This is a genomic window from Actinomadura sp. NTSP31 (genome assembly GCF_041951385.1).
GTDB lineage: Bacteria > Actinomycetota > Actinomycetes > Streptosporangiales > Streptosporangiaceae > Spirillospora > Spirillospora napierensis.
The window spans coordinates 209,293-231,831 of the sequence record NZ_JBGNUT010000013.1 but is presented as its reverse complement, the minus strand read 5'-3'; the positions used below and the strand labels follow the sequence as shown (position 1 = coordinate 231,831).

General features: G+C 73.6%; 26 protein-coding genes and 1 tRNA gene. 20 read left to right on the top strand and 7 right to left on the bottom strand.

Annotation, left to right across the window (positions count from 1 at the left end; genetic code table 11):
- Positions 1-24: 24 nt before the first annotated feature.
- From ACA514_RS23330 to ACA514_RS23305, 6 genes are all read left to right on the top strand, one after another.
- The gene (locus tag ACA514_RS23330) at positions 25-1,227 is read left to right on the top strand and encodes an HpcH/HpaI aldolase/citrate lyase family protein (protein ID WP_375043330.1); all 1,203 of its coding nucleotides are present in this window, start codon (positions 25-27) and stop codon (positions 1,225-1,227) included.
- On the top strand, positions 1,224-2,594 hold the full coding sequence (locus tag ACA514_RS23325; RefSeq protein ID WP_375043329.1) for a phosphoribosyltransferase family protein: 1,371 nt from the start codon (positions 1,224-1,226) through the stop codon (positions 2,592-2,594). Before ACA514_RS23330 ends, ACA514_RS23325 begins: the two co-directional genes overlap by 4 nt.
- Positions 2,591-3,703, top strand: coding sequence for a cysteine protease StiP family protein (locus ACA514_RS23320; protein WP_375043328.1), 1,113 nt, complete (start codon positions 2,591-2,593; stop codon positions 3,701-3,703). The genes ACA514_RS23325 and ACA514_RS23320 overlap by 4 nt, the downstream gene beginning before the upstream one ends.
- Positions 3,700-4,509: an HAD family hydrolase gene (locus tag ACA514_RS23315; protein WP_375043327.1), complete on the top strand. Its 810-nt coding sequence runs from the start codon at positions 3,700-3,702 to the stop codon at positions 4,507-4,509. The genes ACA514_RS23320 and ACA514_RS23315 overlap by 4 nt, the downstream gene beginning before the upstream one ends.
- Before the next feature lie 107 nt (positions 4,510-4,616).
- A complete protein-coding gene (locus ACA514_RS23310; RefSeq protein ID WP_375043326.1) occupies positions 4,617-5,936 on the top strand; it encodes a hypothetical protein in 1,320 nt (439 codons plus the stop codon).
- A gap of 17 nt (positions 5,937-5,953) precedes the next feature.
- On the top strand, positions 5,954-6,448 hold the full coding sequence (locus ACA514_RS23305) for a hypothetical protein (protein WP_375043325.1): 495 nt from the start codon (positions 5,954-5,956) through the stop codon (positions 6,446-6,448).
- On the opposite strand, the gene ACA514_RS23300 is transcribed toward ACA514_RS23305, so the two are convergent.
- A complete protein-coding gene (locus ACA514_RS23300) occupies positions 6,445-6,708 on the bottom strand; it encodes a YtxH domain-containing protein (protein WP_375043324.1) in 264 nt (87 codons plus the stop codon). The two genes, ACA514_RS23305 and ACA514_RS23300, sit on opposite strands and share 4 nt — an antisense overlap.
- A gap of 139 nt (positions 6,709-6,847) precedes the next feature.
- Here ACA514_RS23300 and ACA514_RS23295 point away from each other — a divergent pair.
- From ACA514_RS23295 to ACA514_RS23280, 4 genes are all read left to right on the top strand, one after another.
- Positions 6,848-6,920 (top strand) — tRNA-Asn (locus tag ACA514_RS23295).
- Between the two features lie 315 nt (positions 6,921-7,235).
- Positions 7,236-7,799, top strand: coding sequence for a dihydrofolate reductase family protein (locus ACA514_RS23290; protein WP_375043323.1), 564 nt, complete (start codon positions 7,236-7,238; stop codon positions 7,797-7,799).
- 96 nt (positions 7,800-7,895) lie between these two features.
- Entirely contained in the window at positions 7,896-8,258 is a 363-nt protein-coding gene (locus ACA514_RS23285; RefSeq protein WP_375043322.1) for a hypothetical protein, read from the top strand.
- Between the two features lie 172 nt (positions 8,259-8,430).
- Entirely contained in the window at positions 8,431-8,982 is a 552-nt protein-coding gene (locus tag ACA514_RS23280) for a hypothetical protein (RefSeq protein ID WP_375043321.1), read from the top strand.
- 2 nt (positions 8,983-8,984) lie between these two features.
- On the opposite strand, the gene ACA514_RS23275 is transcribed toward ACA514_RS23280, so the two are convergent.
- Together ACA514_RS23275 and ACA514_RS23270 are read right to left on the bottom strand one after the other, a co-directional pair.
- On the bottom strand, positions 8,985-9,326 hold the full coding sequence (locus tag ACA514_RS23275) for a hypothetical protein (RefSeq protein ID WP_375043320.1): 342 nt from the start codon (positions 9,324-9,326) through the stop codon (positions 8,985-8,987).
- A gap of 28 nt (positions 9,327-9,354) precedes the next feature.
- Complete coding sequence (locus ACA514_RS23270; RefSeq protein ID WP_375043319.1) at positions 9,355-11,340, bottom strand: hypothetical protein; 1,986 nt, start codon at positions 11,338-11,340, stop codon at positions 9,355-9,357.
- Positions 11,341-11,407: 67 nt separating this feature from the next.
- Here ACA514_RS23270 and ACA514_RS23265 point away from each other — a divergent pair, with 67 nt between their 5' ends.
- From ACA514_RS23265 to ACA514_RS23255, 3 genes are read left to right on the top strand one after another with little or no spacing between them, the layout of a single operon-like run.
- On the top strand, positions 11,408-11,794 hold the full coding sequence (locus tag ACA514_RS23265; protein WP_375043318.1) for a VOC family protein: 387 nt from the start codon (positions 11,408-11,410) through the stop codon (positions 11,792-11,794).
- 57 nt (positions 11,795-11,851) lie between these two features.
- On the top strand, positions 11,852-12,109 hold the full coding sequence (locus ACA514_RS23260) for a hypothetical protein (protein WP_375043317.1): 258 nt from the start codon (positions 11,852-11,854) through the stop codon (positions 12,107-12,109).
- Positions 12,073-12,567: a hypothetical protein gene (locus ACA514_RS23255; RefSeq protein ID WP_375043316.1), complete on the top strand. Its 495-nt coding sequence runs from the start codon at positions 12,073-12,075 to the stop codon at positions 12,565-12,567. The genes ACA514_RS23260 and ACA514_RS23255 overlap by 37 nt, the downstream gene beginning before the upstream one ends.
- A gap of 52 nt (positions 12,568-12,619) precedes the next feature.
- On the opposite strand, the gene ACA514_RS23250 is transcribed toward ACA514_RS23255, so the two are convergent.
- A complete protein-coding gene (locus ACA514_RS23250) occupies positions 12,620-12,796 on the bottom strand; it encodes a hypothetical protein (RefSeq protein ID WP_375043315.1) in 177 nt (58 codons plus the stop codon).
- Positions 12,797-12,892: 96 nt separating this feature from the next.
- On the opposite strand from ACA514_RS23250, the gene ACA514_RS23245 reads away from it, so the two are divergent.
- Positions 12,893-14,059: a sensor histidine kinase gene (locus ACA514_RS23245; RefSeq protein WP_375043314.1), complete on the top strand. Its 1,167-nt coding sequence runs from the start codon at positions 12,893-12,895 to the stop codon at positions 14,057-14,059.
- On the top strand, positions 14,047-14,664 hold the full coding sequence (locus ACA514_RS23240; RefSeq protein ID WP_375043313.1) for a response regulator: 618 nt from the start codon (positions 14,047-14,049) through the stop codon (positions 14,662-14,664). Before ACA514_RS23245 ends, ACA514_RS23240 begins: the two co-directional genes overlap by 13 nt.
- Before the next feature lie 21 nt (positions 14,665-14,685).
- On the opposite strand, the gene ACA514_RS23235 is transcribed toward ACA514_RS23240, so the two are convergent.
- Both ACA514_RS23235 and ACA514_RS23230 read right to left on the bottom strand, forming a co-directional pair.
- Positions 14,686-15,528 (bottom strand): siderophore-interacting protein, encoded by an 843-nt coding sequence (locus ACA514_RS23235; RefSeq protein ID WP_375043312.1) that lies wholly within the window; start codon positions 15,526-15,528, stop codon positions 14,686-14,688.
- Between the two features lie 38 nt (positions 15,529-15,566).
- Positions 15,567-16,592 (bottom strand): ABC transporter substrate-binding protein, encoded by a 1,026-nt coding sequence (locus ACA514_RS23230; protein WP_375043311.1) that lies wholly within the window; start codon positions 16,590-16,592, stop codon positions 15,567-15,569.
- 133 nt (positions 16,593-16,725) lie between these two features.
- Here ACA514_RS23230 and ACA514_RS23225 point away from each other — a divergent pair, with 133 nt between their 5' ends.
- The 5 genes from ACA514_RS23225 to ACA514_RS23205 all read left to right on the top strand — a co-directional run bounded on the left by ACA514_RS23225 (position 16,726) and on the right by ACA514_RS23205 (position 21,753).
- Positions 16,726-17,793, top strand: coding sequence for a FecCD family ABC transporter permease (locus tag ACA514_RS23225; RefSeq protein ID WP_375043310.1), 1,068 nt, complete (start codon positions 16,726-16,728; stop codon positions 17,791-17,793).
- Positions 17,790-18,827: a FecCD family ABC transporter permease gene (locus ACA514_RS23220; protein ID WP_375043309.1), complete on the top strand. Its 1,038-nt coding sequence runs from the start codon at positions 17,790-17,792 to the stop codon at positions 18,825-18,827. Before ACA514_RS23225 ends, ACA514_RS23220 begins: the two co-directional genes overlap by 4 nt.
- The gene (locus ACA514_RS23215; protein ID WP_375043308.1) at positions 18,827-19,711 is read left to right on the top strand and encodes an ABC transporter ATP-binding protein; all 885 of its coding nucleotides are present in this window, start codon (positions 18,827-18,829) and stop codon (positions 19,709-19,711) included. The genes ACA514_RS23220 and ACA514_RS23215 overlap by 1 nt, the downstream gene beginning before the upstream one ends.
- A gap of 108 nt (positions 19,712-19,819) precedes the next feature.
- Positions 19,820-21,289 carry an MFS transporter gene (locus tag ACA514_RS23210; RefSeq protein WP_375043307.1) on the top strand — a complete coding sequence of 490 codons (1,470 nt, stop codon included), beginning with the start codon at positions 19,820-19,822 and terminating at the stop codon, positions 21,287-21,289.
- Entirely contained in the window at positions 21,286-21,753 is a 468-nt protein-coding gene (locus ACA514_RS23205; RefSeq protein WP_375043306.1) for a MarR family winged helix-turn-helix transcriptional regulator, read from the top strand. The genes ACA514_RS23210 and ACA514_RS23205 overlap by 4 nt, the downstream gene beginning before the upstream one ends.
- A gap of 27 nt (positions 21,754-21,780) precedes the next feature.
- On the opposite strand, the gene ACA514_RS23200 is transcribed toward ACA514_RS23205, so the two are convergent.
- The gene (locus ACA514_RS23200) at positions 21,781-22,392 is read right to left on the bottom strand and encodes a hypothetical protein (protein WP_375043305.1); all 612 of its coding nucleotides are present in this window, start codon (positions 22,390-22,392) and stop codon (positions 21,781-21,783) included.
- Positions 22,393-22,539 lie beyond the last annotated feature (147 nt).

The following is a 22,539-nucleotide window of genomic DNA, read 5'->3' as shown; positions in this document are numbered from 1 at the left end:
GATGTTTCATTGGTGACAGGGAACATGCGGCATTTCGACCATATTGACACCGCCTACCGCAAGCATCTGTTCTACCGCCATCCCCGCCCGTTCGGCCGGCATGACGATCCGGACGTGCTGGCGGTGGCGCTCGGCGCGACCCTGTACTGCCCCGCCACCCGTCCGGAGCTCGCCCGCGACATCGAGAAGGCGGCGCGGCGCGGCGTCATGAGCATGGTCGTGTGCCTGGAGGACGCGATCGCCGACGACGAGGTGCCGCAGGGGGAGGCCAACCTGGTCGCCCAGCTGCGGGAGCTGCACGCCCGGGGCGCCGGCGGGCCGGACGCCGGCGACCGGGGCGGGGGCCGCTCGATCGGGGGCGTGCCGCTGCTGTTCGTGCGGGTCCGCGAGCCCCGGCAGATCGGCGCCATCGCCGCCCGGCTGGGGCCCGCCGCCGGGCTGGTCAGCGGGTTCGTGCTGCCGAAGTTCACCGCTCCGGCCGGTGGCGCGTTCCTCGACGCGATCGAGGACGCCGCCGCCCGCACCGGGCTGCGGCTGCTGGCGATGCCGGTGATCGAGAGCCCGGACGCGGTGCACAGCGAGACCCGCACCGAGATGCTGCACGACGTGGCGCGGCTGCTGGCCAAGCACCGCGAGCGGATCCTCGCGGTGCGGATCGGCGCGACCGACATGTCGGCGGCCTACGGGCTGCGCCGCCCGCCCGACCTGACGATCTACGACATCCGGCCGGTCGCCGCGGCGATCACCGACATCGTCAACGTGCTCGGCCGCGCGGACGGCAGCGGCTTCGTGCTGACCGGCCCGGTCTGGGAGTACTTCTCGGCGGGCGAGCGGATGTTCAAGCCGCAGCTGCGCCAGTCGCCGTTCGAGGCGCAGCGGGCCGCGCCGCTGCGGCAGCGGCTCATCACCTCGGACCTGGACGGGCTTATCCGCGAGGTACATCTGGACAAGGCGAACGGGCTGACCGGCAAGACCGTCATCCACCCGACGCACGTCGCGGCCGTCCACGCCCTGTCAGTGGTGACGCACGAGGAGTACTGCGACGCCGCCGACATCCTCGGGTTCACCGGCGGCGGCGCCATGGCCAGCTCGTACGCGAACAAGATGAACGAGGCGAAACCGCACCGCGCCTGGGCGGAACGGCTGATGCTGCGCGCGCGCGTGTTCGGGGTGGCGGCGCGGGACGTCACGTTCGTCGAGCTCCTGGAAGCCGCGGGCAGCCGATGACGGGTGTGTGGCCGGGCGAGTGGGTGGCGTCGCGGCTCGGCGTGCGGCTGGCGGACGGCGTCCGTCCCGCGGGTGCCGGGCTCGCCTCGCTGGTGGGGCTCGCTGTCCGGCGCAACCCCCGGCGTGCTCACCTGCTGGTGTCGGCCGTGCTCGGTAAGCACGTCCCCACCGATCCCCGCCTCGTCTACGGGTCGGGGCTGCTGCTGGGCGAGTTCGTGCGCGCGCGCCTGCGGGACGAGGCGGCGTCCGTTCCGTCCGGTTCGCTTGCGGACGCGTTGGCGGGCGCTCCCGGTGCCGCTGCGGCCCTGCGCGACGCTCTGCGGGAGCCACGCCCGCCTGTGGACGCCATCGTCCTCGGCTACGCGGAGACCGCCACCGCGCTAGGGCATTCGGTGGCGGACGCGTTGGGCGGCGCCTACTACCTGCATTCCACCCGCCGGCCGGTGCCGGGCTTCGTCGCCTACGGCGGGTTCGAGGAGGAGCACAGCCACGCCACGAGCCATCTGCTGCTGCCTTCGGATCCTGCGGCGCTCGACCGCGATGTGCCGGTCGTGCTCGTGGACGATGAGCTCTCGACAGGGCAGACGGTCCTCAACACCATTTCCGCCCTGCATGAGATCCGTCCCCGGAAGCACTACGTCCTGGCGGCACTGATCGATCTGCGCAACGAGGAGGACCGCGCGCGCGTGGACGAACTGGCCGCGCGGCTGGGAACGCGTATCGACGCCGTGTCGCTCGCCGGAGGACGTGTCGAGCTGCCCGGTGACGTCCTGGAGATGGGGGAGCGGATCGTCTCCGACCTGTCGGCGGACGTTGCGCCGCCGCGAGAGCGCGGCTCCTTCCCTGTCGCGCGCATCTCGCCGGCCTGGCCGCACGGCGTGCCGGACGGCGGCCGCCACGGGTTCCTGCCCGAGCATCGCGTCGCCCTGGAGAAGGACCTGCCGCGCCTGGCCGACTCGATGGTGTCGGAACTCGGAGCCGATGCGTCCCGGGTCCTCATGCTCGGGTTCGAGGAACTGATGTACGCGCCATTGCGGCTGGGGGAGGCGCTCGCCGACGCCCTGCCGGGCGTGGACGTCCGCTACTCCACCACCACCCGGTCACCCGTCCTGGCCGTGGACGACCCCGGATACGCGATCCGCACCCGGCTCGCCTTCCCCTCCCACGACCACCCGGCGGACGGGCCGGGGGAGCGGTACGCCTACAACGTCGCGCCCGCCTCCGATGGGCCGGCGTTCGACCGCATCGTTCTCGTCGTGGACGACGTGGGCGACACCCAGGCGCTCACCGACGGGCTGCTGGCGCGCCTGCGTTCGCTGGCGCCCGTCCTCGTCGTGACGGTCCCGTCCTATAGGGGAGACCAGTGAGGCCACTGCACGGGCCCGATTTCGGCAGCTACCCGGCGGAGGACGTCACGTGGCTGTTGAAGGACCTGTCGGACGTCCGGCTGGAGGCGCCCGCGGAGGAACGCGAGGCCGCGGTGCAGACGGGCCGCGCCCACTACGCCGAATCACTGCCCATCGAGTATCAGCCGGGTCCGGAGTACCGGCGCCTGTTCGAGGAGGCGCTGGAGACGTCCGCCGAACGGCTCGCGTACGCGACGGGGCTCGTCACCGAGCAGATCCTCGCCGAACGCGGCCCGGACGCCGTGCTGGTCTCGCTCGCGCGCGCGGGCACGCCGGTCGGGATCCTGGTGCGGCGCTGGGCCCGGTTCGCGCACGGCCTCGACCTGCCGCACTACGCGGTCAGCATCGTCCGGGACCGCGGCATCGACACCGTCGCGCTGCGGTACCTGGCCGGACGGCACGACCCGTCCGCCGTCATGTTCGTGGACGGCTGGACGGGCAAGGGCGCCATCACCCGCGAGCTGACCGCCGCACTCGCGGGGACCGCGTTCCGCGACGACCTGGCCGTCCTCGCCGATCCCGGCCGCTGCGCGCCGCTGTACGGCACCCGCGACGACTTCCTGATCCCGTCCGCGTGCCTGAACTCCACCGTGTCCGGGCTGGTCAGCCGGACGGTCCTGAACGACCGGCTGATCGGCCCGGACGACTTCCACGGCGCGAAGTTCTACGCCGACCTCGCCGCCGACGACGTGTCCGCGCTGTTCCTCGACACCGTCTGCGCGCGGTTCGCGGACGTGGCCGAGCGCGTCGCCAAGGACGCGCCGGGCCTGCCGGCCTCCGACCGCGCGCCCGACTGGTCGGGGTGGGAGGCGGTCCGCGACGTCGCCGGGGAGCACGGCATCGACGATCTCAACCTGATCAAACCCGGCATCGGTGAGACGACCCGGGTGCTGCTGCGCCGCGTCCCATGGAAGGTCCTCGCACGTACCGACGCGGGCCCCGAACTTCGGCATATCAGACACCTGGCGGAGGAGCGCGGCGTGCCCGTCGTGGACGTCGAACCGGACCGCTTCCCCTATGCGTGCATGGGGCTCATCCATCCGCGGTTCGGCAAGGGAGCGGCCCAATGAGCGTGCTGGTGTGCTCCGACCTGGACCGTACGCTCATCTACTCGCAGGCGGCCTTTTCCCTGCACGGCCCCGACGAGACCATGCCGCGCCTCGTCTGCGTCGAGTTCTACCAGGGCGCGCCGCTCTCCTACATGACCGAGACGGCCGCGCAGGCCCTTGAATCTCTCGCCGCGTCCACCGTGTTCGTCCCCACGACGACGCGGACGCCGGAGCAGTACCGGCGCATCCACCTGCTGGAGAAGACGCCCGCGTACGCGATCTGCGCGAACGGCGGGCATCTCCTCGTCGACGGCGAGGACGACCCGGCCTGGTCGTCCGCCGTCCGCGCCCGCATCGCGGACGGATGCGCGCCGCTCGCCGAGATCCGCGACCACCTCACCGCGGTCGGCGGCGAGTTCGTGCTCAAGCGCCGCACCGCGTCCGACCTGTTCGCCTACACGGTCGTGGACCGCGCCGCGCTCCCGCCCGCCTGGGTCACCGACCTCACCGGCTGGTGCGCCGAACGCGGCTGGCGGACCTCCCTGCAGGGCCGCAAGGTCTACTGCCTGCCCGCCTGCCTGACCAAGGCCGCCGCCGCGGCCGAGGTCGCCCGCCGCACCGGCGCCACCGCGATGCTCGCCGCCGGCGACTCGCTGCTGGACGTCGAGCTGCTCGAAGCCGCCGACCGCTCGATCCGCCCCGCGCACGGCGAACTCCACGACGCCGGCTGGACGTCCCCGTCCACCGCCGTCACCGCGTCCCGCGGCATCGCCGCCGGCCAGGAGATCACGGACTGGCTGCTGCACGCGGTGGAAAATCACCGCTGACCGCCCGTCCCCGTCGACAACCGACGCCGCACAGGGGGTCGCCGGGGCCGCGATCGCGGGTCACAATCACACTAGACCCCGGCCCGCGAGGAGGAACCCCTGAGCGCATGAGCTCCCGTCTCACCGGCGACGAGACCGCCCTGTGGAAGGCCGCGGCCCGCGTGCTGGACGCGAACTGGACCGGGACCGCGACCGCCGCGTCCCCCGGCCTCTACCCCCACCAGTGGAGCTGGGACTCGGCCTTCATCAGCCTCGGCCTGGCCCGGCACCGCCCCGCCCGCGCCGAGACCGAACTGCTCTCGCTCTTCCGCGGCCAGTGGGCCGACGGCATGCTCCCGCACATCGTGTTCAACACCTCGCTCGCCCGGCACGCGTTCTTCCCCGGTCCCGACCTGTGGTGCAGCGCCCAGCAGCCCGCCGCCCCCCGCGGCGTCCAGACCTCCGGCCTCACCCAGCCGCCCGTCCACGCCCTCGTCGCCCTCCGCCTGCACGAATGCGCCCACGACGGGGAGAGCAGCCGCGCCTTCCTCGCCCGCCTCTACCCGCTGCTCGCCGCCCAGCACCGCTACCTCGCCACCGCCCGCGACCTCGGCGGCGCCGGCCTCGCCGCGATCTGCCACCCCTGGGAGTCCGGCCTGGACAACAGCCCCGCCTGGGACCGCCCCCTCGCCGCCCTCCAGCTCCCGCCCACCGCCTACGCGCCCGGCCACCGCTCCCGCACCCTGCCCACCGGCGAGGACTACGACCGCTATGTCCGGCTCGTCGCCCTCCTGCGGGAGGCCCGCTACGACCGCGCCTACCTGCGCGAATCGCACCCGTTCGCGGTCGAGGACCCGCTGTTCAACGCCACCTACCTCGCCTCCGCCCACGCCCTCGCCGAGGTCGCCCGGATCGTCGGCGCCGACCCCGCCCCGCACCTGGAGGCCGCGCAGCGCGTCCACACCGCCATGCTCGACCGCCTCTGGGACGCCGACACCGGCTGCTTCCGCGCCCGGGACCTGCGCGACGACCGGCTCCTGCCCGTCATCACCGCCGGCTCCTTCGGCCCGCTCCTCGACCCCGAACTGCCCGCCGCGCACGTCCGCAACCTGGTCGACCTCCTCCTGTCGGCCCGGTTCGCCGGCGCCGCCGGCTACCCCGTCCCCACCTGCGACATCCAGGCCCCCGCCTTCGACCGCGGCGGCTACTGGCGCGGCCCCACCTGGATCAGCACCAACTGGCTCATCTGGTACGGCGCCCTCGCGCACGGCCTGCCCGTCGTCGCCGACCTGCTGTACGGCTCCACGATGCGGCTCGTCCGCCAGTCCGGGTTCCGCGAGTTCTTCGACCCCTTCGACGGCACCGGGCGCGGCAGCCACGACTACTCCTGGTCCGCCGCCCTCGTGCTGGACCTGCTCGCGGCCCGCCGCGCCCCGCAGGCCGCCTGATCGCCTACCGTTGGGGCATGCGCCTACTCCGGGGCCACCTGCCCTCCACGGTCCGCGACGCGCTCACCATCGAACGCGGCGAACGCGTCCTCGCGTCCGCCCCCACCCGCGGCGGCTCCCACGTGGTCGCCACCACCACCGCCCTGCACGTCCCGGCCCCCGCCGGCGGCTTCACCCGCGTCCCGTGGGAGCGCGTCGACCAGGCCACCTGGAAGGACGGCTGGCTGCACGTGACCGAGACGTCCGGCGGCGCCGAGCACCACGTCCGCCTCACCGAGCCCGGCTCGGTCCCCGAGACCGTCCGGGAACGCGTCACCGCCACCATCGCCGTCACCCACCACGCCCGGCTCCCCGGGGGCGGGAAGGTGCGCATCGCCGGCCGGCGCCCCGCAGCCGGCGGCGACGTGCGCTGGACGTTCGTCTTCGACGCGGGCCTCGACCCCGCCGACCCGGGCCTGCGCGCCCAGGCCGAACAGGTCCTCGAGGACCTGCGCCGCCAGACGGGCCTCTAACCCGGGTAGACCTTCGGCTCCGCGTCCGCGTCGGCGTCGGCCTTGTGGCGGCCGGGCATCTGCTGCGGCACCTTCTCCTTCGCGGTGGAGGCCAGCTCGCCGCCCTTGGCGCGCAGCTTGCCCGCGGCCTCCTGCACGTTCGGGTTCTCCGACACCTGCTGCGACAGGCGCTTGATCTGCTCGTAGCGCTCCCGCCCGGCCTTCGTCCCGAGGACGTAACCGATCGCGGCGCCTGCCATGAACATCATTCGCGACTTCATGTTCACTCCCTATGGGGGCCGATCGTCCAACCTCCATACCCGAGAACGCCGCCGCCACCCCTAACGCGTGCGCGAACAGCCCCGCACATGCGCTAACCTAGACGCGCTGGCAGGGGCCATGGCCCCGCCGGACGCACGATCCCGCGTAGCTCAATCGGCAGAGCAGCCGGCTGTTAACCGGCAGGTTATTGGTTCGAGTCCAATCGCGGGAGCTTCTCTGCGCGCGAAGAAAAGCACAGGTCAGGCCCCAGTTCCGATCAAGGAACCGGGGCCTTTCGACGTCCGGGAGCCACCCGGCCACTCGTCCCGGAAGACCAGGCGTTGCGGGTAGGCAGGTGCTGCCCGTCCGCTGGTTCAGGTTACGAGGGCCCTCTTCCACGCAGGTCCGGAACCGTCTAGCTTCGGGCTCTGCTTGGATCGGGTGTCCGAGGCTCGTACGCAGCATCCGCTCGGTGTGGCCTGAGCGATGATTTTTTCGGGCCGTGCTGGTCTGTACGCCGAATACCGGCTTACTGGAGGCTGACGCCGTGCGGAAACTGACCTTTGGCATGAACCTGAGCCTGGACGGCTACATCGCCGCACCCGGCGACGACCTCGGCTGGAGCGTGCCGAGCGACGAGCTGTTCCAGTGGTGGTCCGACCGGGTGGCGGCGACGGGCCTGGCGCTGTATGGGCGCAAACTGTGGGAGACGATGAGTTCCTACTGGCCGACCGCCGACCAGCAGCCCGGCGTCACACCGGCGGAGATCGAGTTCGCCCGCCGCTGGCAGGACATGCCGAAGGTGGTGTTCTCCTCCACGATCAGCACGGTCGACTGGAACACCCGCCTGGTCGCCGGCGACGCGGTCACCGAGATCACCCGGCTCAAGGCCGAGGACGGCGGCCCCATGGACATCGGCGGCGCCACACTCGCCGCAGCGGCGATGCGGGCCGGGCTGATCGACGAGTACGTGCTGGCCACCGCACCGGTCCTGGTGGGCGGCGGCACGCCGTTCTTCACGGCGCTGGACAACTGGGTGAACCTGTCCCTGGTGGAGACCCGGACGTTCCCCGAGGGCGTGGTTCTGACCAGGTACGAGACAAAGCGCTGAGTGCCCCGGGATTGATCAACGCGGCTCGCCGCATTGGACTCGCGTCGTCACTCACTGTGTCAGACTTGCTACTCGGGTCACCTGACCGGAGATGTGATGACGACACTCACCTGCGCGCTGTGGGGGCTGGCGGGAGCGGCGCTGGTCGAAGGGCTGGAGTTCACCAAGTCGATCCGGCACACCAACGACTGGCCCTGGGCGTCGGTGGATCGTCCCGGTGCGGGCCCGTATCTGGCGTCCATCGTGATCCGGCTGGCCATGGGGATGGGGCTCGCCGCCGCCACCGGCGCCAGCGGGCAGGTCAACGGGCCTTTCGGGGCCGTGGCCATCGGGGTCGCTGCGCCGTTGATCATCGAGAAGCTCGCCCAGCAGGTACCGCACCTGCCTGACGCCGCCGCGGCCGAGGAGGCGCGGCGGGCCTCGGCGGACCCGGTGGAGGCGGCGAGCGATGCGCGGTGACACGTTCACCCGCCGCCTGATCGACCAGCTGGCCCGGGACTCACCGCCATACGCGCCGGGGACGGGACGGGCGCCTCTGCTGGTGGCGATTGCTCGGCCGCCCGTTCCTGTGGTTCGGGGCGGAAGGCGGCAGCGGGGCGGGGGGTGGGCGCCGCTTCTGGCGGCGGGGGCCATGCTGAGTCTGGTGCTCGCGAGCATGGTCGTCGGTCGTTCCACGGTTGTGCGGCCGATGACCACGGTCCGTCCGGACCCTTACGCGCGGTGGCTGCGCAGCGACAGCGACGTCCCGCGGGTCTATCGGGGGCTGATCGTGCAGGCGGGGCGGTCGTGCGAGGTGTCCGGGATGAGTCCGGCCCTCATCGCCGCCATGCTGAAGGTGGAGAGCGGCTTCGACCCTCGTCTGCGCGATCCGGGAAGGGACGAGTACGGGATCGCTCGTTGGACGCCCGCTGTGCTGGCCTATTGGCAGCCGGGTGGGGTGAGCGAGCCCGCTCCCAGGCCGGAGCAGATCACCCCCGTGTTGTCCATCCCCGCTCTGGGGCGCTACCTGTGCTCGTTCGGGAAGGATCTCAAGAACGTTCCCGGCGACCCGGCCGTCAATCTGGCCGTTGCGTACCGGACGTCACCCCGGAGTGTCGTCGAATCCAAGGGCGTCCCTCCGCAACAGCGTGCGTACAGCGGGCGTGTTGCGTACTACATCCGCCAGTACCGGCCTCGCTCCTGACGTTACCGCCACAAGTAGTCGTAGCGGGTTGGTGCTGGGGTGATGTGTACGTCGCCGTCGCGTATTTGCCATTCGGTCTGGCCGTCTGTTTCGTGGTGCGCGAAGAAGAGGCCGCATACGCGGTCGCCGTCTTCGTCGGTCGCGGGAAGGCCGGCGATTTCACGGATCTGGGTGAGGACGGCGTCGACGTGGTTCGCGCGGACGGCGCGGGCGTAGCAGGCCGCGTCGAGCCATCCGCCTTCGGGGAAGGTCCAGCCTTCGCCGCTGCCGAGGATGATGCGCTTGGCCTCGGCTTCCTGGCCGTAGAACTCCAGCCAGCCGCGGATGTAGACCCAGGTGCCCATCTCTCAAGCATGAGGTATCGGCGGTGCGTCATTGGCGGGAGAGGACGCGGGTTATGCCGGCGGCGATGGTGGTGGCGAGGATCCAACCGGAGGCGATCAGGGCGGCGGCCAGCCATTGGTAGGGGCCTCGGGGGTTGAAGGCGGGTTCCTGGCCGAAGCTGATGATCGGCAGGAGCAGGTCGAGGGTGTAGAGGAACGGGTTGAAGGCGGGCGCCTCGTCCTTTTTGAGGGGGACGGGGTGGTGGGCGGCGAAGAGTGCTGTGCCGATGAGAAGCAGCGTCGCCAGGAGGATGCCGGCGCGGGGCGGGCGGTAGCCGTAGCCGACGGTCCAGTCCTGGGCGAGGCCCCAGGCGCGGGCGGGAAACGGAAGGGTGCGACGGCGGCGGCGTTGTTTCGCGAGGCGGACGGCGCGGGCCTCGGTGTCGCGGCCCATGCCCTGGAAGACCGCCGCGAGCTGCTCGTAGGGCTGCGGGTGGTAGCCGTCGGCGGCGTCGAGCCAGGCGAGGCGGGCGGCGAGCGGGCCGGGCTTGTCGATGGTCTGGTAGACGAACCCGTCGAGCTGGGGACGGGCCGGCCAGCGGGCGGGGTCGTCGCGGAGGACCTCGATGCGGGCGTGCCGCAGGTCGACCGTCCCGTCGGTGAGGGTGCAGCGGGAGAACCAGAGCATCTCCGCCCGCACGCGCCGGAGGCCGAGGGCGAGGTCGCCGAAGCCGCTGATCGTCGCGTCGTCGAAGCTGAGTTCGCCGGCGCGGGCGCCGGCGAGCGACACGCGGCCGACGGCGGTGAAGCCGTCGCAGCAGTTCAGGACGCCGCTGACGGTCAGGCCATAGGCGATCAGGGACCGGCCGCCGGGGTTGGACAGGTGCGCGCCGTCGAACTCGACGCTCGCCCCGATGACGGAGTCGAGCAGGCGGATCTCGCCTTCGGCGGTCAGGCCCTGGCTGAACAGGCCGCCGGTGACCTGGGCTCGGCAGAGGCTGAGCGCCTGGCCGCCCGGGTCGCTGAGGTGCGCGCCGGTGAAGTCGGCCGCGCCCTGGACGGTCGCCGAGTCCAGGCAGACGCGCCCGCTGGTCCGGAATCCGTCCGCGGCGCGCAGGCTGCTGCCGATGCTGATCAGGCGGGCGTTCAGTGCGGTGCCGCCGCGGGCGTCGAGGTCGGCGCCGCTGAGCAGCAGCGTGCTGCCGATCACCGCCGAGCGCATGCTGACCTTGCCTTCGGCGCGGAATCCCGCGTCCAGGACGGCGGCCCCGTCGATGCGGGCGCGGTCGGCGTCGAGGGCGGTGCCGTCCGGATCGGACAGCCGCGCGCCGGTCAGGACGAGGCGGCGGCCGATCCGCGCGTCCGGCAGGCGGACCGCGCCGTCGGCGGTGAGGCGCCGCGCGTGCAGTCCGGACGGCAGTTCGATCCCCGAGGCGTCGAGCGCGACCGCGCCGGGATTGGACAGCCGAGCGCCGTCGAGGACGCAGGTCCCGCCGACATGCGCGCCCTGCAGCATGAGCTCGCCGGTGATATGCGCGTCGGTGGCGTCGATGTTGCGGACGACGGTCAGCGCGTTGGCCTCGACGCCCGCGACGTGGGCCGAGCGCAGCGACAGCGTCCCGTCGATGCGGGTGCCGACGAGTTGCAGCGGGCCGTCCAGCCGGCAGCTCCGCAACCAGAGCAGGCCGTCGACCTGGGCGTCCGAGACGTGGACGGCGGGCAGCCGCGAGCCGGTCAGGCTGAACTGCCGCATCCGGGTCGCATAGAGGGCGAGCGGCTCGTCGAACGTGCAGTCGCGCAGGAGCACCGCGTACCGCACCTCGGCGAAGGAGAGGTCGAGGACGCCGGTGACGCGCGCGCCCGTGAGCCGCAGCGCGGGGACCTGCCCGGCGTCGGCGGGCCGGGCGCCGAGCAGGAGCGCCGCGAGGACCTCGCCCCGGACCGCCTCCCCGGTTCCCGTCAGATCGACCTTGCCCGCGCGCGGGAACGCGTCCCAGACCGCGCGCTCCGCGTCCGAGAGATCCTCGATATCCATTTGGCCCATGAATACACCGGGGGAGGGGCGCGGCGCCACGGATCCGGGGGCTTCTAGACTCGGAGCCATGCTGAGGCTGGGCTTTCCCGTGATCGGTGTAGAGGACCTTCCGCGTGCCGTGGCGTTCTGGACGGCGGCGCTGAACCTGGTACCGACGCCGGAGTTCGAGAGTGCGGTCTGGCGGACGCTCAACCACGCGGACGGGTCGGGCCGCGCGCTCGGGCTGATGCGCAGCGAGTCGCCCGCCGAACCCCGTCCGCGCCTGCACCTCGACCTGTTCGTGGACAGCACGGCCGAGCAGCAGGCCGAGGTCGAGCGGCTGGTCGGCCTCGGCGCGAGCCGGGTCGACTGGGACCTGTACCCGCCGGACCCGGACTTCGTCGTCCTCGCCGACCCCGACGGGAACCTCTTCTGCGTCGTCGACCTGAGCCGCGCGCCGTCCGGCTCGCAGTGAGCCGCCGTTAGGCGTCCGGCGGTGCGTCGCGGGCGTCCATGAGGGCTTGGACGCGCCGTGGGCGTCGAGGTGGTCGGCAGCGGGACGGGCGGCTCGCCGTCGATCGAGGAGGCGGCCGCCGCGTTCGACCGGATGCTCGGCCTGGTGTCCGACGGTGAGATCGTCCTCGACACCGAAGCCGTGCCACTCGTCGGCGTCGGTGGATTGTCGGTGGCGGGTGGGAGCCTGCGGGCGTGGGGATTCATGTGGCGAGTCGGCGGCGGGCGCGGGAGTCGGTGGTGGCGCAGTGGCCCGGGGCGGTGGTGCTGGACGTGACGTCGCGGGGGCCGGAGCCGTGGGTGCGGTTCAGCCCGTTCTACCCGCACGGGGACATACCGGTGCCGTTCACCGATGGGGTGACGGCCGCGTCGGTGGAGGGGGTCTGGCAGGCGCTGAAGGTGTTCGACGGCGTGGACGTGGACGCGTCCAAGCTCGCGGTGACCTCGATGCGGGGGATCAAGCGGACGGTCCGCAGGTACGGGCCGGTGCGCGGGCACCGGGCGGGGCTCGGCGGGGACGCGCTGCTGCCGTACGGGCGGGCGCGGCGGGAGATCTACCTGCCCGCGTACCGCTGGGTGCTGGAGAACAAGGTCGCCGACCTGGTCGAGGATGTGCGGCGCCTCGGTGAGGTGGTGCTGCTCGACTACACGGTCAACGGGGACGTGGACGACCTGACCAAGCCCTTGTCGCACGCCGCGCTGATCGGGCTGTTCGCCGAGGGCCGGTGGCCGTGACCGGCGCGGACGCCGTCCCTGCGAGGCGTCCGCGCGGAAGGAGGGCCGGCGGTCAGGCGCGCCCGCGGCCGAAGCGGCCGGCGAACGCCCAGCCGAGGCCGAGCAGCACGCCGCCGATCGCGGCGACGAGCCCGAGGGCGGGGGTGTCCAGCATGGCGAGGAGCCCGATGAGGAGCCCGTAGAGGATCGTGAGGGCGAACAGGGCGGCCCGGACGGGGTTGTTGCTCATGTCCGCAATGCTCCCGGCGGCGGGGCGGCAGTACTATCCACCGGTCGGTGGACAGGGCGGGCGGGCCGGGCGGCGCGCCGGGAGAGCGGGCAGTTCATGAGCGGTGTCGACGGGGGCGTGGCGCGGGCGGAGGACGTCTGGTACCGGTCGTACCCGTTCTGGGACGCCTACTTCGCGCTGGTGCTGGTCGGCACGATCGCGGCGACGGCGGCGGACGGGCTGCCGCCCGGCCGGAAGGCGGCGGCGGTCCTGCTGCTGGTGCTGCTCAGCCTGGCGTACGCGGCGGTGGGCCGGAAGGCGCTGCGGTCCCGCGAGGAGCGGCGCCCCGGGTGCCGGCTGTACGCGGCGGCGCTGGTGCTGATGTTCGTGCCGGCGACGGTGCTGGCGCCGGTGACGTCGACGGGGCTGGCCGCGCTGGCGCCGCAGGTCTACATGGTGTACGGCACGGCGCGCGGCTTCGTGCTGATGGTGGTGCTGTTCTCCGGGGCGATCGGGTCGACGATGGTGGCGTCCGGCGCGGGCGTGACGCTGACGCTGGTGATGATGCTGGTCGGCATCGCGTGCAGCGGGCTGCTCGCCACGTTCATCGGCCGGCTCAGCGCGCAGAACCGGGAGCGGGCCCGGCTGATCGGCGAGCTGGACCGCACCCGCGGCGAGCTGGCGGAGGTGAGCCGGGAGGCGGGGGTGCTCGCCGAGCGGGAGCGGCTCGCCCGCGACATCCACGACACGATCGCGCAGGGGTTCACCGGCATCGTGATGCTGGTGCAGGCGGCCGAGGCGGAGGTCGGGCCGAACCGGCATCTGGAGCTGGTGGCGCGGACGGCGCGCGACAACCTCGCCGAGACGCGCGCGCTGGTCGCGGCGCTGGCGCCGCCCGCGCTGGCGCGGGGTTCGCTGGCGGAGGCGCTGCGGCGGCTGGCCGCCGACTTCGCGTTGCCCGTCGACATGGACGTGGAGGGGGAGCAGCGGCCGCTCGGCCCGGCGGCGGAGGTGGTGCTGCTGCGGGTGGCGCAGGAGGCGCTGGCGAACGTCCGCAAGCATGCGGGCGCGACGGCGGTGTGGATGTCGCTGGAGTACGGGCGGGACGCGGCGCGGCTGACGGTCGCCGACGACGGCCGGGGCTTCGACCCGGCGGCGGTCGCGTCCGGGTTCGGGCTGCGCGGCATGCGCGGGCGCGTCGAGCAGGCGGGCGGCGACCTCGCCGTGCGCGGCGGCGCCGGTGCGGGCGCCGTGGTCGAGGCGGTGCTGCCGTGCTCCGCGTGATGATCGTGGACGACCATCCGATCGTCCGGGAGGGGCTGCGCGGGATGCTCGCGGCCGAGCCCGGCCTGGAGGTGGCGGCGGAGGCGGCGAGCGGCGACGAGGCGGTCGCGCTGGCGCCGCGGGTGCGGCCGGACGTGATCCTGATGGATCTGCGGATGCCCGGCGGGGACGGGGTGAGCGCGATCGAGCGGCTCGGCCCGGCGCACCGGGTGCTGGTGCTGACGACGTTCGAGGACGACGCGGACATCGTCCGCGCCGTCCGGGCGGGCGCGGCGGGCTACCTGCTGAAGGACGCGTCCCGGACGGATCTGGCGGCCGCGATCCGGGCGGTCGCGGCGGGCCGGACGGTGCTGTCGCCGTCGGTGTCGGCGCGGTTGAGCGCGGTGCGGGCGGCTCCCGCGCCGGCCGTGCTGTCGGCGCGGGAGTCGGAGGTCCTCGCGCTGGTCGCGCGGGGGCTGACGAACGCCGAGATCGGCGCGCGGCTGTTCATCGGGCAGGCGACGGTGAAGACGCACCTGCTGCGGGTGTTCGCCAAGCTCGGCGTGTCGGACCGGACGGCGGCGGTGATGGCCGCGATCGAGCAGGGCGTCCTGCCGCGGCCCTGAGCGGTGCCCCTCGAAGCAGGGTCACTCCTCGGTGGCGGGGCTTCCGCCGGCGACCACTTCGGCGAGGAGGTCCTCCTCGGTGGCGCCGCGCCGCCAGTAGCCGGTGAAGGTGACGGAGCGGCGGTCGATGCCGCGCTCCTTCACCAGGTGCCGGCGCAGCGCCTTCACGGTGGCGGACTCGCCCGCGATCCACGCGTACGCGCCGTCCGGGACCGCCGCGCCGCGGACGGCGTCGAGGAGGCCGCCGGGGGAGACCCAGCCGATCTCCGCGTCGGCCTCGGTCGGCAGGTCCTGGCGGTCGTCCGGGTGCGGGGTCTCGACGAACACCCGGGCGGGCGTCCCGGCGGGCAGCCAGTCGAGGTTCCCGGCGATGGCGGGGAGCGCGGTGAGGTCGCCCGCGATCACCACGGGCCGGCCGTCCGGCGGGCGGAAGTCGCAGCCGCCGTTGTCGGGCCCGGTCGGGCCGAGCACCACGACGCGGTCGCCGGGGGCGGCGGCCGACGCCCAGCGGGACGCGGGGCCGGACGTCCCGCCGGGGTGCAGCGCGAAGTCGACGTCGAGCTCGCCGGGGCGCTGCGCCCGCACGGTGTAGGACCGCATGATGCCGCGTTCGGCGGGGTCGAGGGCGCGCCAGTCGGCGAACCAGGTGTCCGGCGACCAGTCGGCCGGCATGACGGGCGCGTCCTGGTGCGGGTGCGGCAGGAAGATTTTGAACCGCTGGTCGCGCCCGCCGGTGACGAAGCCGCCGGGGCCGCGGTCCAGGCACGTCCCGCCGAAGGTGACGCGCACCATCGAGGGCCCGAGCGGCGCGGAGCGAAGGACGTGCAGGTCGAAGAAGGCGTACGGGTGGCTGGGGGTCCTCATCACACTGCCTTTCGGTGAACGCGGGGCCTCTCGGTGGGTCAGCCGGTCTTCTTCGCGGAGCGGACGGTCGCGGCGAGCGCCTCGATGATCGGGGCGCAGCCCGCGTAGGAGAAGCGGGGCTCGGGCTGCCAGGGGACGACCTGGCCGGCCTTCACCGCGGGCAGGTCCTTCCAGGACGGCTTGGAGCCGAGGTCCTTGGGCTGCAGGGCCTGCGTGCGGCTGTCGAGCATGATGACGTCGGCCTGGTACTTGTCGGCGTTCTCCCAGCTCAGGCTCTCGAAGTAGCCGTCCTTGTCGAGCTTGTCCGGGACGACGAGGTCGAGGCCGAGCTGCTTGAAGAAGATGAGGTCGGTGTTCTTGGCCGGGCTGGACGCGTAGAACAGGTCGGGGCTGGCGGACGCGGCGAGCACCTTCAGCCCGGCGTTGGCCTGCACGGCGGCGCGCAGCGACTCGACCGCCTTGTCGAACCGGGCCCTGGCGGCGGTGACCTTGGCGGACTTCAGGTCCGCGCCGAGCGCGGCGGCGAGCGCGGCGGTCCGCTCGATCGGCTTGGGCAGCGGCACCGCGCCGGTGGAGATCGCGGCCTGCGGCGCGAGCGCGTAGATCTTGTCCTTGCTTTCTGCCGGGACGTAGAACAGCTCGTTCTGCACGAACATGTTGTCCACGAGCAGGTCGGGGCGGAGCGAGGCGTACTTCTCGATGTTGAACTCGCCGTAGGCGTTGCCGATGATCGTGAGCCGGTCGACGGGCAGGTTCCCGGCCTGCGGGTCGGGCTTGCCGTCCTTGAGCTTCGTCGGCCCGTAGACGCCGACGAGCTGCTGGTCGACGCCGAAGTCGTAGAGGGCGGCGAGGGCGCCGACGTAGCCGACGACGCGCTGCGGGCGGGACTTGACCCGCACCGTGGTGCCGCGGTCGTCGGTGAAGGTCCAGGCGCCGCCGGACGGGGCCGCCCCGCCGTTTCCGTCCCCGCCGCCGCACGCGCTGATCAGGGCGCCGAGGGCGACGGCGCCGCCGGCGCCGAGGAAGCCGCGGCGGGTGAGACGGGGGGAGGGGGATGTCCACATTTCGGCTGCTCTTCTCCGATCGAACCTGATGGCCGGATTCCGGCCCGATGGCGGCTTAGGTTAACCTAACCTAAGCCGTTGTCCAGTGGCAGGGGGAGCCCGCAGCCCCCGTCCGTCCCCCCGGAGCCAGCCAGTGCCGTTGACCAGAACCCCGCAGCCGACGGCCCCGGTGCGGGTGCCCGAGGCACCCGCGCGGGAGCCCGTGCGGCGCCGCTCCGCCCGCGCGTCAGGACTCGTCGCGGCGGTCGTGCTGCTGCTGGCCGTCGTCATGCTGAGCCTCGCGGTCGGCGCGAAACCGCTGTCGATCGGGCAGGCGTGGGACGGGCTCGTCCACAGCGGCTCGGGCTCGTACACCGTCGTCCACCAGATGCGGCTGCCGCGCACCCTGCTCGGGCTGCTCGCCGGCGTCGCGCTCGGGCTGGCCGGCGCGGTGATGCAGGCGCTGACCCGCAACCCGCTCGCCGACCCCGGGCTCCTCGGCATCAACGCGGGCGCGTCCGCCGCCGTCGTGTCCGCGATCTCGTTCCTCGGCATCGTGTCGTTCGCCGGGTTCGTGTGGTTCGCGTTCGCGGGCGCCGGGGCGGTGGCCGTCCTGCTCTACGCGGTCGGCGGGGGGCGCGGCGCGACGCCCGCGCGGCTCGCGCTCGCCGGGTCCGCGCTCAACGCCGCGCTGTACTCCTACGTCAACGCCGTCCAGCTGCTCGACACCGCGTCGCTCGACCGGATGCGGTTCTGGACGGTCGGGTCGCTCGCCGCCGCGCAGACGTCCACGGTTGAGAAGGTCGCCCCGTTCGTCGCCGTCGGGCTCGTGCTCGCGCTGCTGCTGGCCCGCCCGCTGAACGCCATGGCGATGGGCGAGGACGCGGCGCGCGCGCTCGGCGCCCGGCCCGGACGCGCCAAGATCGTGGCGATCGTCACGGTCACGCTGCTGTGCGGCGCGGCCACGGCGGCCTGCGGGCCCATCATCTTCGTCGGGCTGATGGTGCCGCACCTCGTCCGCGCGCTGACCGGGCCCGACCTGCGCTGGCTGCTGCCGTACTGCGCGGTGCTCGCGCCCGCGCTGATGCTGGCCGCGGACGTCCTCGGACGCGTCGTCGTGCGGCCGTCGGAACTCCAGGTCGGGATCGTCATGGTGGTGGCCGGAGGCCCGGTGTTCCTCTACTTCGTCCGGCGCCCGCGCAGCAAGGCGGTCGCGGCATGAAGCCCGCCGTCATCAGGACCCCGAACGGGCTGTCGCTGCGGTTCCGCCCGCGCGCGCTCGCCGTCGCCCTGCTCTGCCTGGCCGTCGCGCTCGGCGTCGGCGTGCTGCTGATCGGCAGCGGCGACTTCCCGATGAGCCCCGCCGACGTCGTCCGGACGCTGCTGGGCAACGGCACGCCCGCCGACTCGCTGATCGTCAACGAGATCCGGCTGCCCCGCGCGGTGGCCGCGCTCGCGGTCGGCGCCGCACTCGGGCTGGGCGGCGCGATCTTCCAGTCGCTGACCCGCAACCCGCTCGGCAGCCCCGACGTGCTCGGCTTCAGCCAGGGCGCGGCGACCGGCGTGCTCGCGATGATCGTGCTGACCGGCGGCGGCAGCGCGGCCGTCGCGGCGGGCGCCGCCGCCGGCGGGCTGCTCACCGGCGCGGTCGTGTACGCGGTGGCCGGCCGGCACGGCGCGCACGGGCAGCGGCTGATCCTCGTCGGCATCGGCGTCGCCGCGATCCTCACCGGCGTGAACGGCTACCTGCTCACCCAGGCGAAGATCACCGACGCGGCGCGCGCCGTGCTGTGGCTGACCGGCAGCCTGGACGGGCGGGACTGGGCCGACGCGGCGCCGGTCCTCGTCGCGCTCGCCGTCCTCGGCCCGCTGGTCGTGGTCGGCTGCGGGCGCGCGCTGCGGATGCTGGAGATGGGCGACGACGCCGCGCACGGCCTCGGCGTCCCCATCGAGCGGGCCCGGCTGATCATGCTGGCGGCGGCCGTGCTGCTCACCTCGTTCGCCGCGGCGGCGGCCGGGCCGGTGTCGTTCGTGGCGCTGACCGCGCCGCAGCTGGCCCGCCGGCTGACCCGCACGCCCGGCCCCAACCTGCTGCCGTCCATGTGCATGGGCGCGGCGCTGCTGGTGGCCGCCGACTGGGCCGCGCAGCGCGCGTTCACCGGCCACCAGCTCCCGGTCGGCGTGGTGACCGGGCTGCTCGGCGGCGGATACCTGGTCTGGCTCCTGGTGACCCAACGCAAGACGGGACGGATTTGATGAAGGACGCGAACGCGCGGCTCAGCGGCTCGGGCCTCACCCTCGCCTACGACAAGCGCACCATCACGCGGGACCTCGACGTCACGGTGCCGGACGGCTCGTTCACCGTCATCGTCGGGCCGAACGCGTGCGGCAAGTCGACGCTGCTGCGGGCGCTCGCGCGCATCCTCAAGCCCGCGTCCGGCACGGTCGTGCTGGACGGCGAGCCGATCGCGGGCTGGCCCGCGAAGAAGCTGGCCCGCACGCTCGGGCTGCTGCCGCAGTCGTCCATCGCGCCGGAGGGGATCACGGTCGCCGACCTGGTGTCGCGCGGCCGGTACCCGCACCAGGGGCTGCTGCGGCAGTGGTCGCGCGAGGACGAGCGGGTGGTCGCCGCGTCGATGGAGGCCACCGGGGTGGCCGCGCTGGCGGACCGTCCGGTGGACGAGCTGTCGGGCGGGCAGCGGCAGCGGGTGTGGATCGCGATGGCGCTCGCGCAGGAGACGCCGCTGCTGCTGCTGGACGAGCCGACGACCTACCTCGACATCGCCCACCAGATCGAGGTGCTCGACCTGTGCGCACGGCTGCACGAGGAGGGCCGCACCGTCGTCGCCGTCCTGCACGACCTCAACCACGCCGCGCGGTACGCCACCCACATGATCGCGATGCGGGACGGCGCGATCGTGGCGGAGGGCGAGCCGGGGACGGTGGTGACGGCGGAGCTGGTCGAGGAGGTCTTCCGGCTCCCGTGCCGGGTGATCGAGTGCCCGGAGACCGGGACGCCGCTGGTCGTGCCCGCCGCGCGCGCCGCCCGCCTCGCCCGGGCGGCCGAGGACGCGCGCGACGCCCAGGAGGCACGCGGCGCCGAGCGCGCCCGCGCCGTGGAGGACGCCCGCGCCTCGTGACCGGGCCGCCGGCCGCGGCGTGATGAGGGACACGGGCGGAATGCCGGCGGCAACCGGAAATAGTTGTACGCTTACAACGGTTATAGGCGTACAACGATTGGAGTCCGCTTGACCGACCTCAGCCCCCGCCGCCGGATGCTGGTGCTGGCCATCTGCTGCATGAGCCTGCTGATCGTCAGCCTGGACAACACCATCCTCAACGTCGCGCTGCCCACCCTGCGGCGCGAGTTCCACAGCTCCGTCTCCGGCCTGCAGTGGACCATCGACGCCTACCTCATCGTGCTGGCCTCCCTGCTGATCCTCGCCGGCTCCACCGCCGACCGGATCGGCCGCCGCCGCGTCTTCCAGACCGGGCTCGCGCTGTTCGTGCTCGGCTCGGTGCTGTGCAGCCTCGCCCCGTCGCTCGGCTGGCTCGTCGCCGCCCGCGTCGTGCAGGCCGTCGGCGGCTCGATGCTCAACCCGGTCGCCATGTCGATCATCACCAACGTGTTCACCGAACCGCGCGAGCGGGCCCGCGCCATCGGCGTGTGGGGCGCCGTCGTCGGCCTCAGCATGGCGATGGGCCCGCTGGTCGGCGGCGTGCTGGTCGACTCCGTCGGCTGGCGCTCGATCTTCTGGCTGAACGTGCCGATCGGGCTCGCCGCGCTCGCGCTGACCGCCGTGTTCGTGCCCGAGTCGCGCGCCGAGCGGCCGCGCCGCGCCGACCCGGCCGGCCAGGTCTTCATGATCGTGCTGCTCGGCGCCCTGACGTACGCGATCATCGAGGGGCCCGGGCGCGGCTGGGGCGACCCCGCCGTCCTCGGCGCCGCGATCGCCGCCGCGCTGTCGCTGGCCGGGTTCGTCCGGCACGCGCTGCGCGTCCGCGAACCGCTGATCGATTTGCGCTTCTTCCGCAGCGTCCCGTTCACCGGGGCGACCGTGATCGCGGTGTCGATGTTCGCCGCGTTCGGCGGCTTCATGTTCCTCAACGCCCTCTACCTGCAGGACGTCCGGGGGCTGTCGGCCCTGCACGCCGGCCTCTACCTGCTGCCGATGGCCGCGATGAGCGCGGTGTTCGCGCCGCTGTCGGGACGCCTGGTCGGCAGCCGCGGCCCGCGCCTGCCGCTGGTCGTCGCCGGCGCCGCCACGCTCGCCAGCGCCCTGCTGATGGCGGTGTTCGACGCCGAGACCCGCAACGTCACGCTGTTCCTCGCCTACGTGCTGTTCGGCATCGGGTTCGGCATGGTCAACTCGCCGATCACCAACACCGCGGTGTCCGGGATGCCGCGCGCGCAGGCCGGCGTCGCCGCCGCGGTCGCCTCGACCAGCCGGCAGATCGGCAACGCCCTCGGCGTCGCGGTGATCGGCGCGGTGCTGGCCGCCGGCACGTCCGGCGGCCGGTCCGGCGGTGCGGGCTTCGTGGCCGCCGCCCGCCCGGCATACTGGGTGCTGGCCGGCTGCGCCGCCGCCGTGCTGGTGCTCGGCGCCGTCACCACCGGCCGCCGCGCCGCCCGCAGCGGCGAGCGGACGGCCGCGCTGTTCGAGACCGCCGAGCCGGCCTCCGGCGGACGCCACGTGACGGGAGCGACCACCCGATGAACCAGCCCGGCCCCGGCGCCGCGACCCGTCCGGCGGACGGCACCGACCCGGACCGCGCCCGCCGCGTCTGGCGCAACCTGTGGACGCTGATGCAGGAGCGGGGCGACCGGCGCGCCGAGGTCGCCGAGGCGCTCGGGATGAGCTTCTTCCGGACCAAGGTGCTGCGCCGGCTGGCCGCCGCGCCGGAGCCGCTCACCCTGCGCGGCCTCGCCGACCTGCTCGTCACCGACCGCCCCTACATCACCCTCGTGGTGGACGACCTGGTCGAGCGCGGGTTCGTCGAGCGGACCGCGAACCCCGCCGACCGGCGCTCCAAGCTCGTCACCGTCACCGACACCGGCCGCGCCGCCGCCGCCGAGGCCGAGCGCATCCTCGGCACCCCGCCGGCCGCCCTCTACGAGCTCCCGCCGGAGGACCTGGCCGTCCTCGACCGCGTGGCCGCCCGCCTGGTCGAGGACCACTAGGCCGGTCCGCCTCCGAACCGCGGCGCCTCAGCGCTGGCCGGCGGCGTCCATGCGGGCCCAGTCGGCCTCCCACAGCGCGTCGCGGTGGCGGTCGCAGCGGCGGCGGACGAGCACGTAGGCCAGCAGCACCGGTGCCGCGACGCCGAGGACCGCGGCCGTGGCGGCGTAGGCCGCGTCGGTGACCGTGCGGCTGTGCGGGCGCGGACGCACGGTAGGCTCGCCCTTCGCGTCGATCCAGATCGTCCGGTGCGCGCCGACCTCGGCGTTCTTCCAGCTGGGCACGGCGCCGGTGCGCACCGCCCCGCCGGCGCCCGGCCACTGGGCCTGCACCGTCTCGTGGATGTAGCGGTCGCCGGACGACCCGATGCCGCCGGTCGAGATCACGGTGGCGACCACCTGGTGGCGGTGCGCCCGCTCCGCGCGTTCGGCGCCGCTGCCCGCCTGGTAGGACCAAGTGCCGGCCCACAGGGCCAGCGGCGGCGCGAGGGCGAGGAGCAGCAGGAGCAGCCCGAGGCCGATCAGCCGCTGGACGCGGTCGATCCGGCGGCGCAGCTCGTTGTGCTCCCAGCCGCACCTGCGGCGCAGCCGGACGAGCGGCCCGCCTCGCCGGCCGATGCCGGACCCGCGCATCTGCGTCACCTCCCGGGAGTGTGCCCACCCGGCAAGAGGTCCTGGACCTTCTTCTTTTCCCAGGATATTCCCGAGTTCGATGATCGGCACATGACCGGTGCCCGAATCCTTTCCCAGGTGGGCCGGGGGATGCCGAGGCGATGGCCGGATCCGGCC

What these genes read in the sequence shown, in the direction of transcription:
- ACA514_RS23325 (WP_375043329.1), top strand. Translation starts at nt 1,224, where the DNA reads ATGACGGGTGTGTGGCCGGGCGAGTGGGTGGCGTCGCGGCTCGGCGTG.
- ACA514_RS23230 (WP_375043311.1), bottom strand. Translation starts at nt 16,592, where the DNA reads ATGTGGACATCCCCCTCCCCCCGTCTCACCCGCCGCGGCTTCCTCGGC.
- ACA514_RS23280 (WP_375043321.1), top strand. Translation starts at nt 8,431, where the DNA reads ATGCTGAGTCTGGTGCTCGCGAGCATGGTCGTCGGTCGTTCCACGGTT.
- ACA514_RS23305 (WP_375043325.1), top strand. Translation starts at nt 5,954, where the DNA reads ATGCGCCTACTCCGGGGCCACCTGCCCTCCACGGTCCGCGACGCGCTC.
- ACA514_RS23205 (WP_375043306.1), top strand. Translation starts at nt 21,286, where the DNA reads ATGAACCAGCCCGGCCCCGGCGCCGCGACCCGTCCGGCGGACGGCACC.
- ACA514_RS23330 (WP_375043330.1), top strand. Translation starts at nt 25, where the DNA reads ATGCGGCATTTCGACCATATTGACACCGCCTACCGCAAGCATCTGTTC.
- ACA514_RS23270 (WP_375043319.1), bottom strand. Translation starts at nt 11,340, where the DNA reads ATGGATATCGAGGATCTCTCGGACGCGGAGCGCGCGGTCTGGGACGCG.
- ACA514_RS23250 (WP_375043315.1), bottom strand. Translation starts at nt 12,796, where the DNA reads ATGAGCAACAACCCCGTCCGGGCCGCCCTGTTCGCCCTCACGATCCTC.
- ACA514_RS23245 (WP_375043314.1), top strand. Translation starts at nt 12,893, where the DNA reads ATGAGCGGTGTCGACGGGGGCGTGGCGCGGGCGGAGGACGTCTGGTAC.
- ACA514_RS23275 (WP_375043320.1), bottom strand. Translation starts at nt 9,326, where the DNA reads ATGGGCACCTGGGTCTACATCCGCGGCTGGCTGGAGTTCTACGGCCAG.
- ACA514_RS23265 (WP_375043318.1), top strand. Translation starts at nt 11,408, where the DNA reads ATGCTGAGGCTGGGCTTTCCCGTGATCGGTGTAGAGGACCTTCCGCGT.
- ACA514_RS23220 (WP_375043309.1), top strand. Translation starts at nt 17,790, where the DNA reads ATGAAGCCCGCCGTCATCAGGACCCCGAACGGGCTGTCGCTGCGGTTC.
- ACA514_RS23300 (WP_375043324.1), bottom strand. Translation starts at nt 6,708, where the DNA reads ATGAAGTCGCGAATGATGTTCATGGCAGGCGCCGCGATCGGTTACGTC.
- ACA514_RS23215 (WP_375043308.1), top strand. Translation starts at nt 18,827, where the DNA reads ATGAAGGACGCGAACGCGCGGCTCAGCGGCTCGGGCCTCACCCTCGCC.
- ACA514_RS23315 (WP_375043327.1), top strand. Translation starts at nt 3,700, where the DNA reads ATGAGCGTGCTGGTGTGCTCCGACCTGGACCGTACGCTCATCTACTCG.
- ACA514_RS23235 (WP_375043312.1), bottom strand. Translation starts at nt 15,528, where the DNA reads ATGAGGACCCCCAGCCACCCGTACGCCTTCTTCGACCTGCACGTCCTT.
- ACA514_RS23310 (WP_375043326.1), top strand. Translation starts at nt 4,617, where the DNA reads ATGAGCTCCCGTCTCACCGGCGACGAGACCGCCCTGTGGAAGGCCGCG.
- ACA514_RS23285 (WP_375043322.1), top strand. Translation starts at nt 7,896, where the DNA reads ATGACGACACTCACCTGCGCGCTGTGGGGGCTGGCGGGAGCGGCGCTG.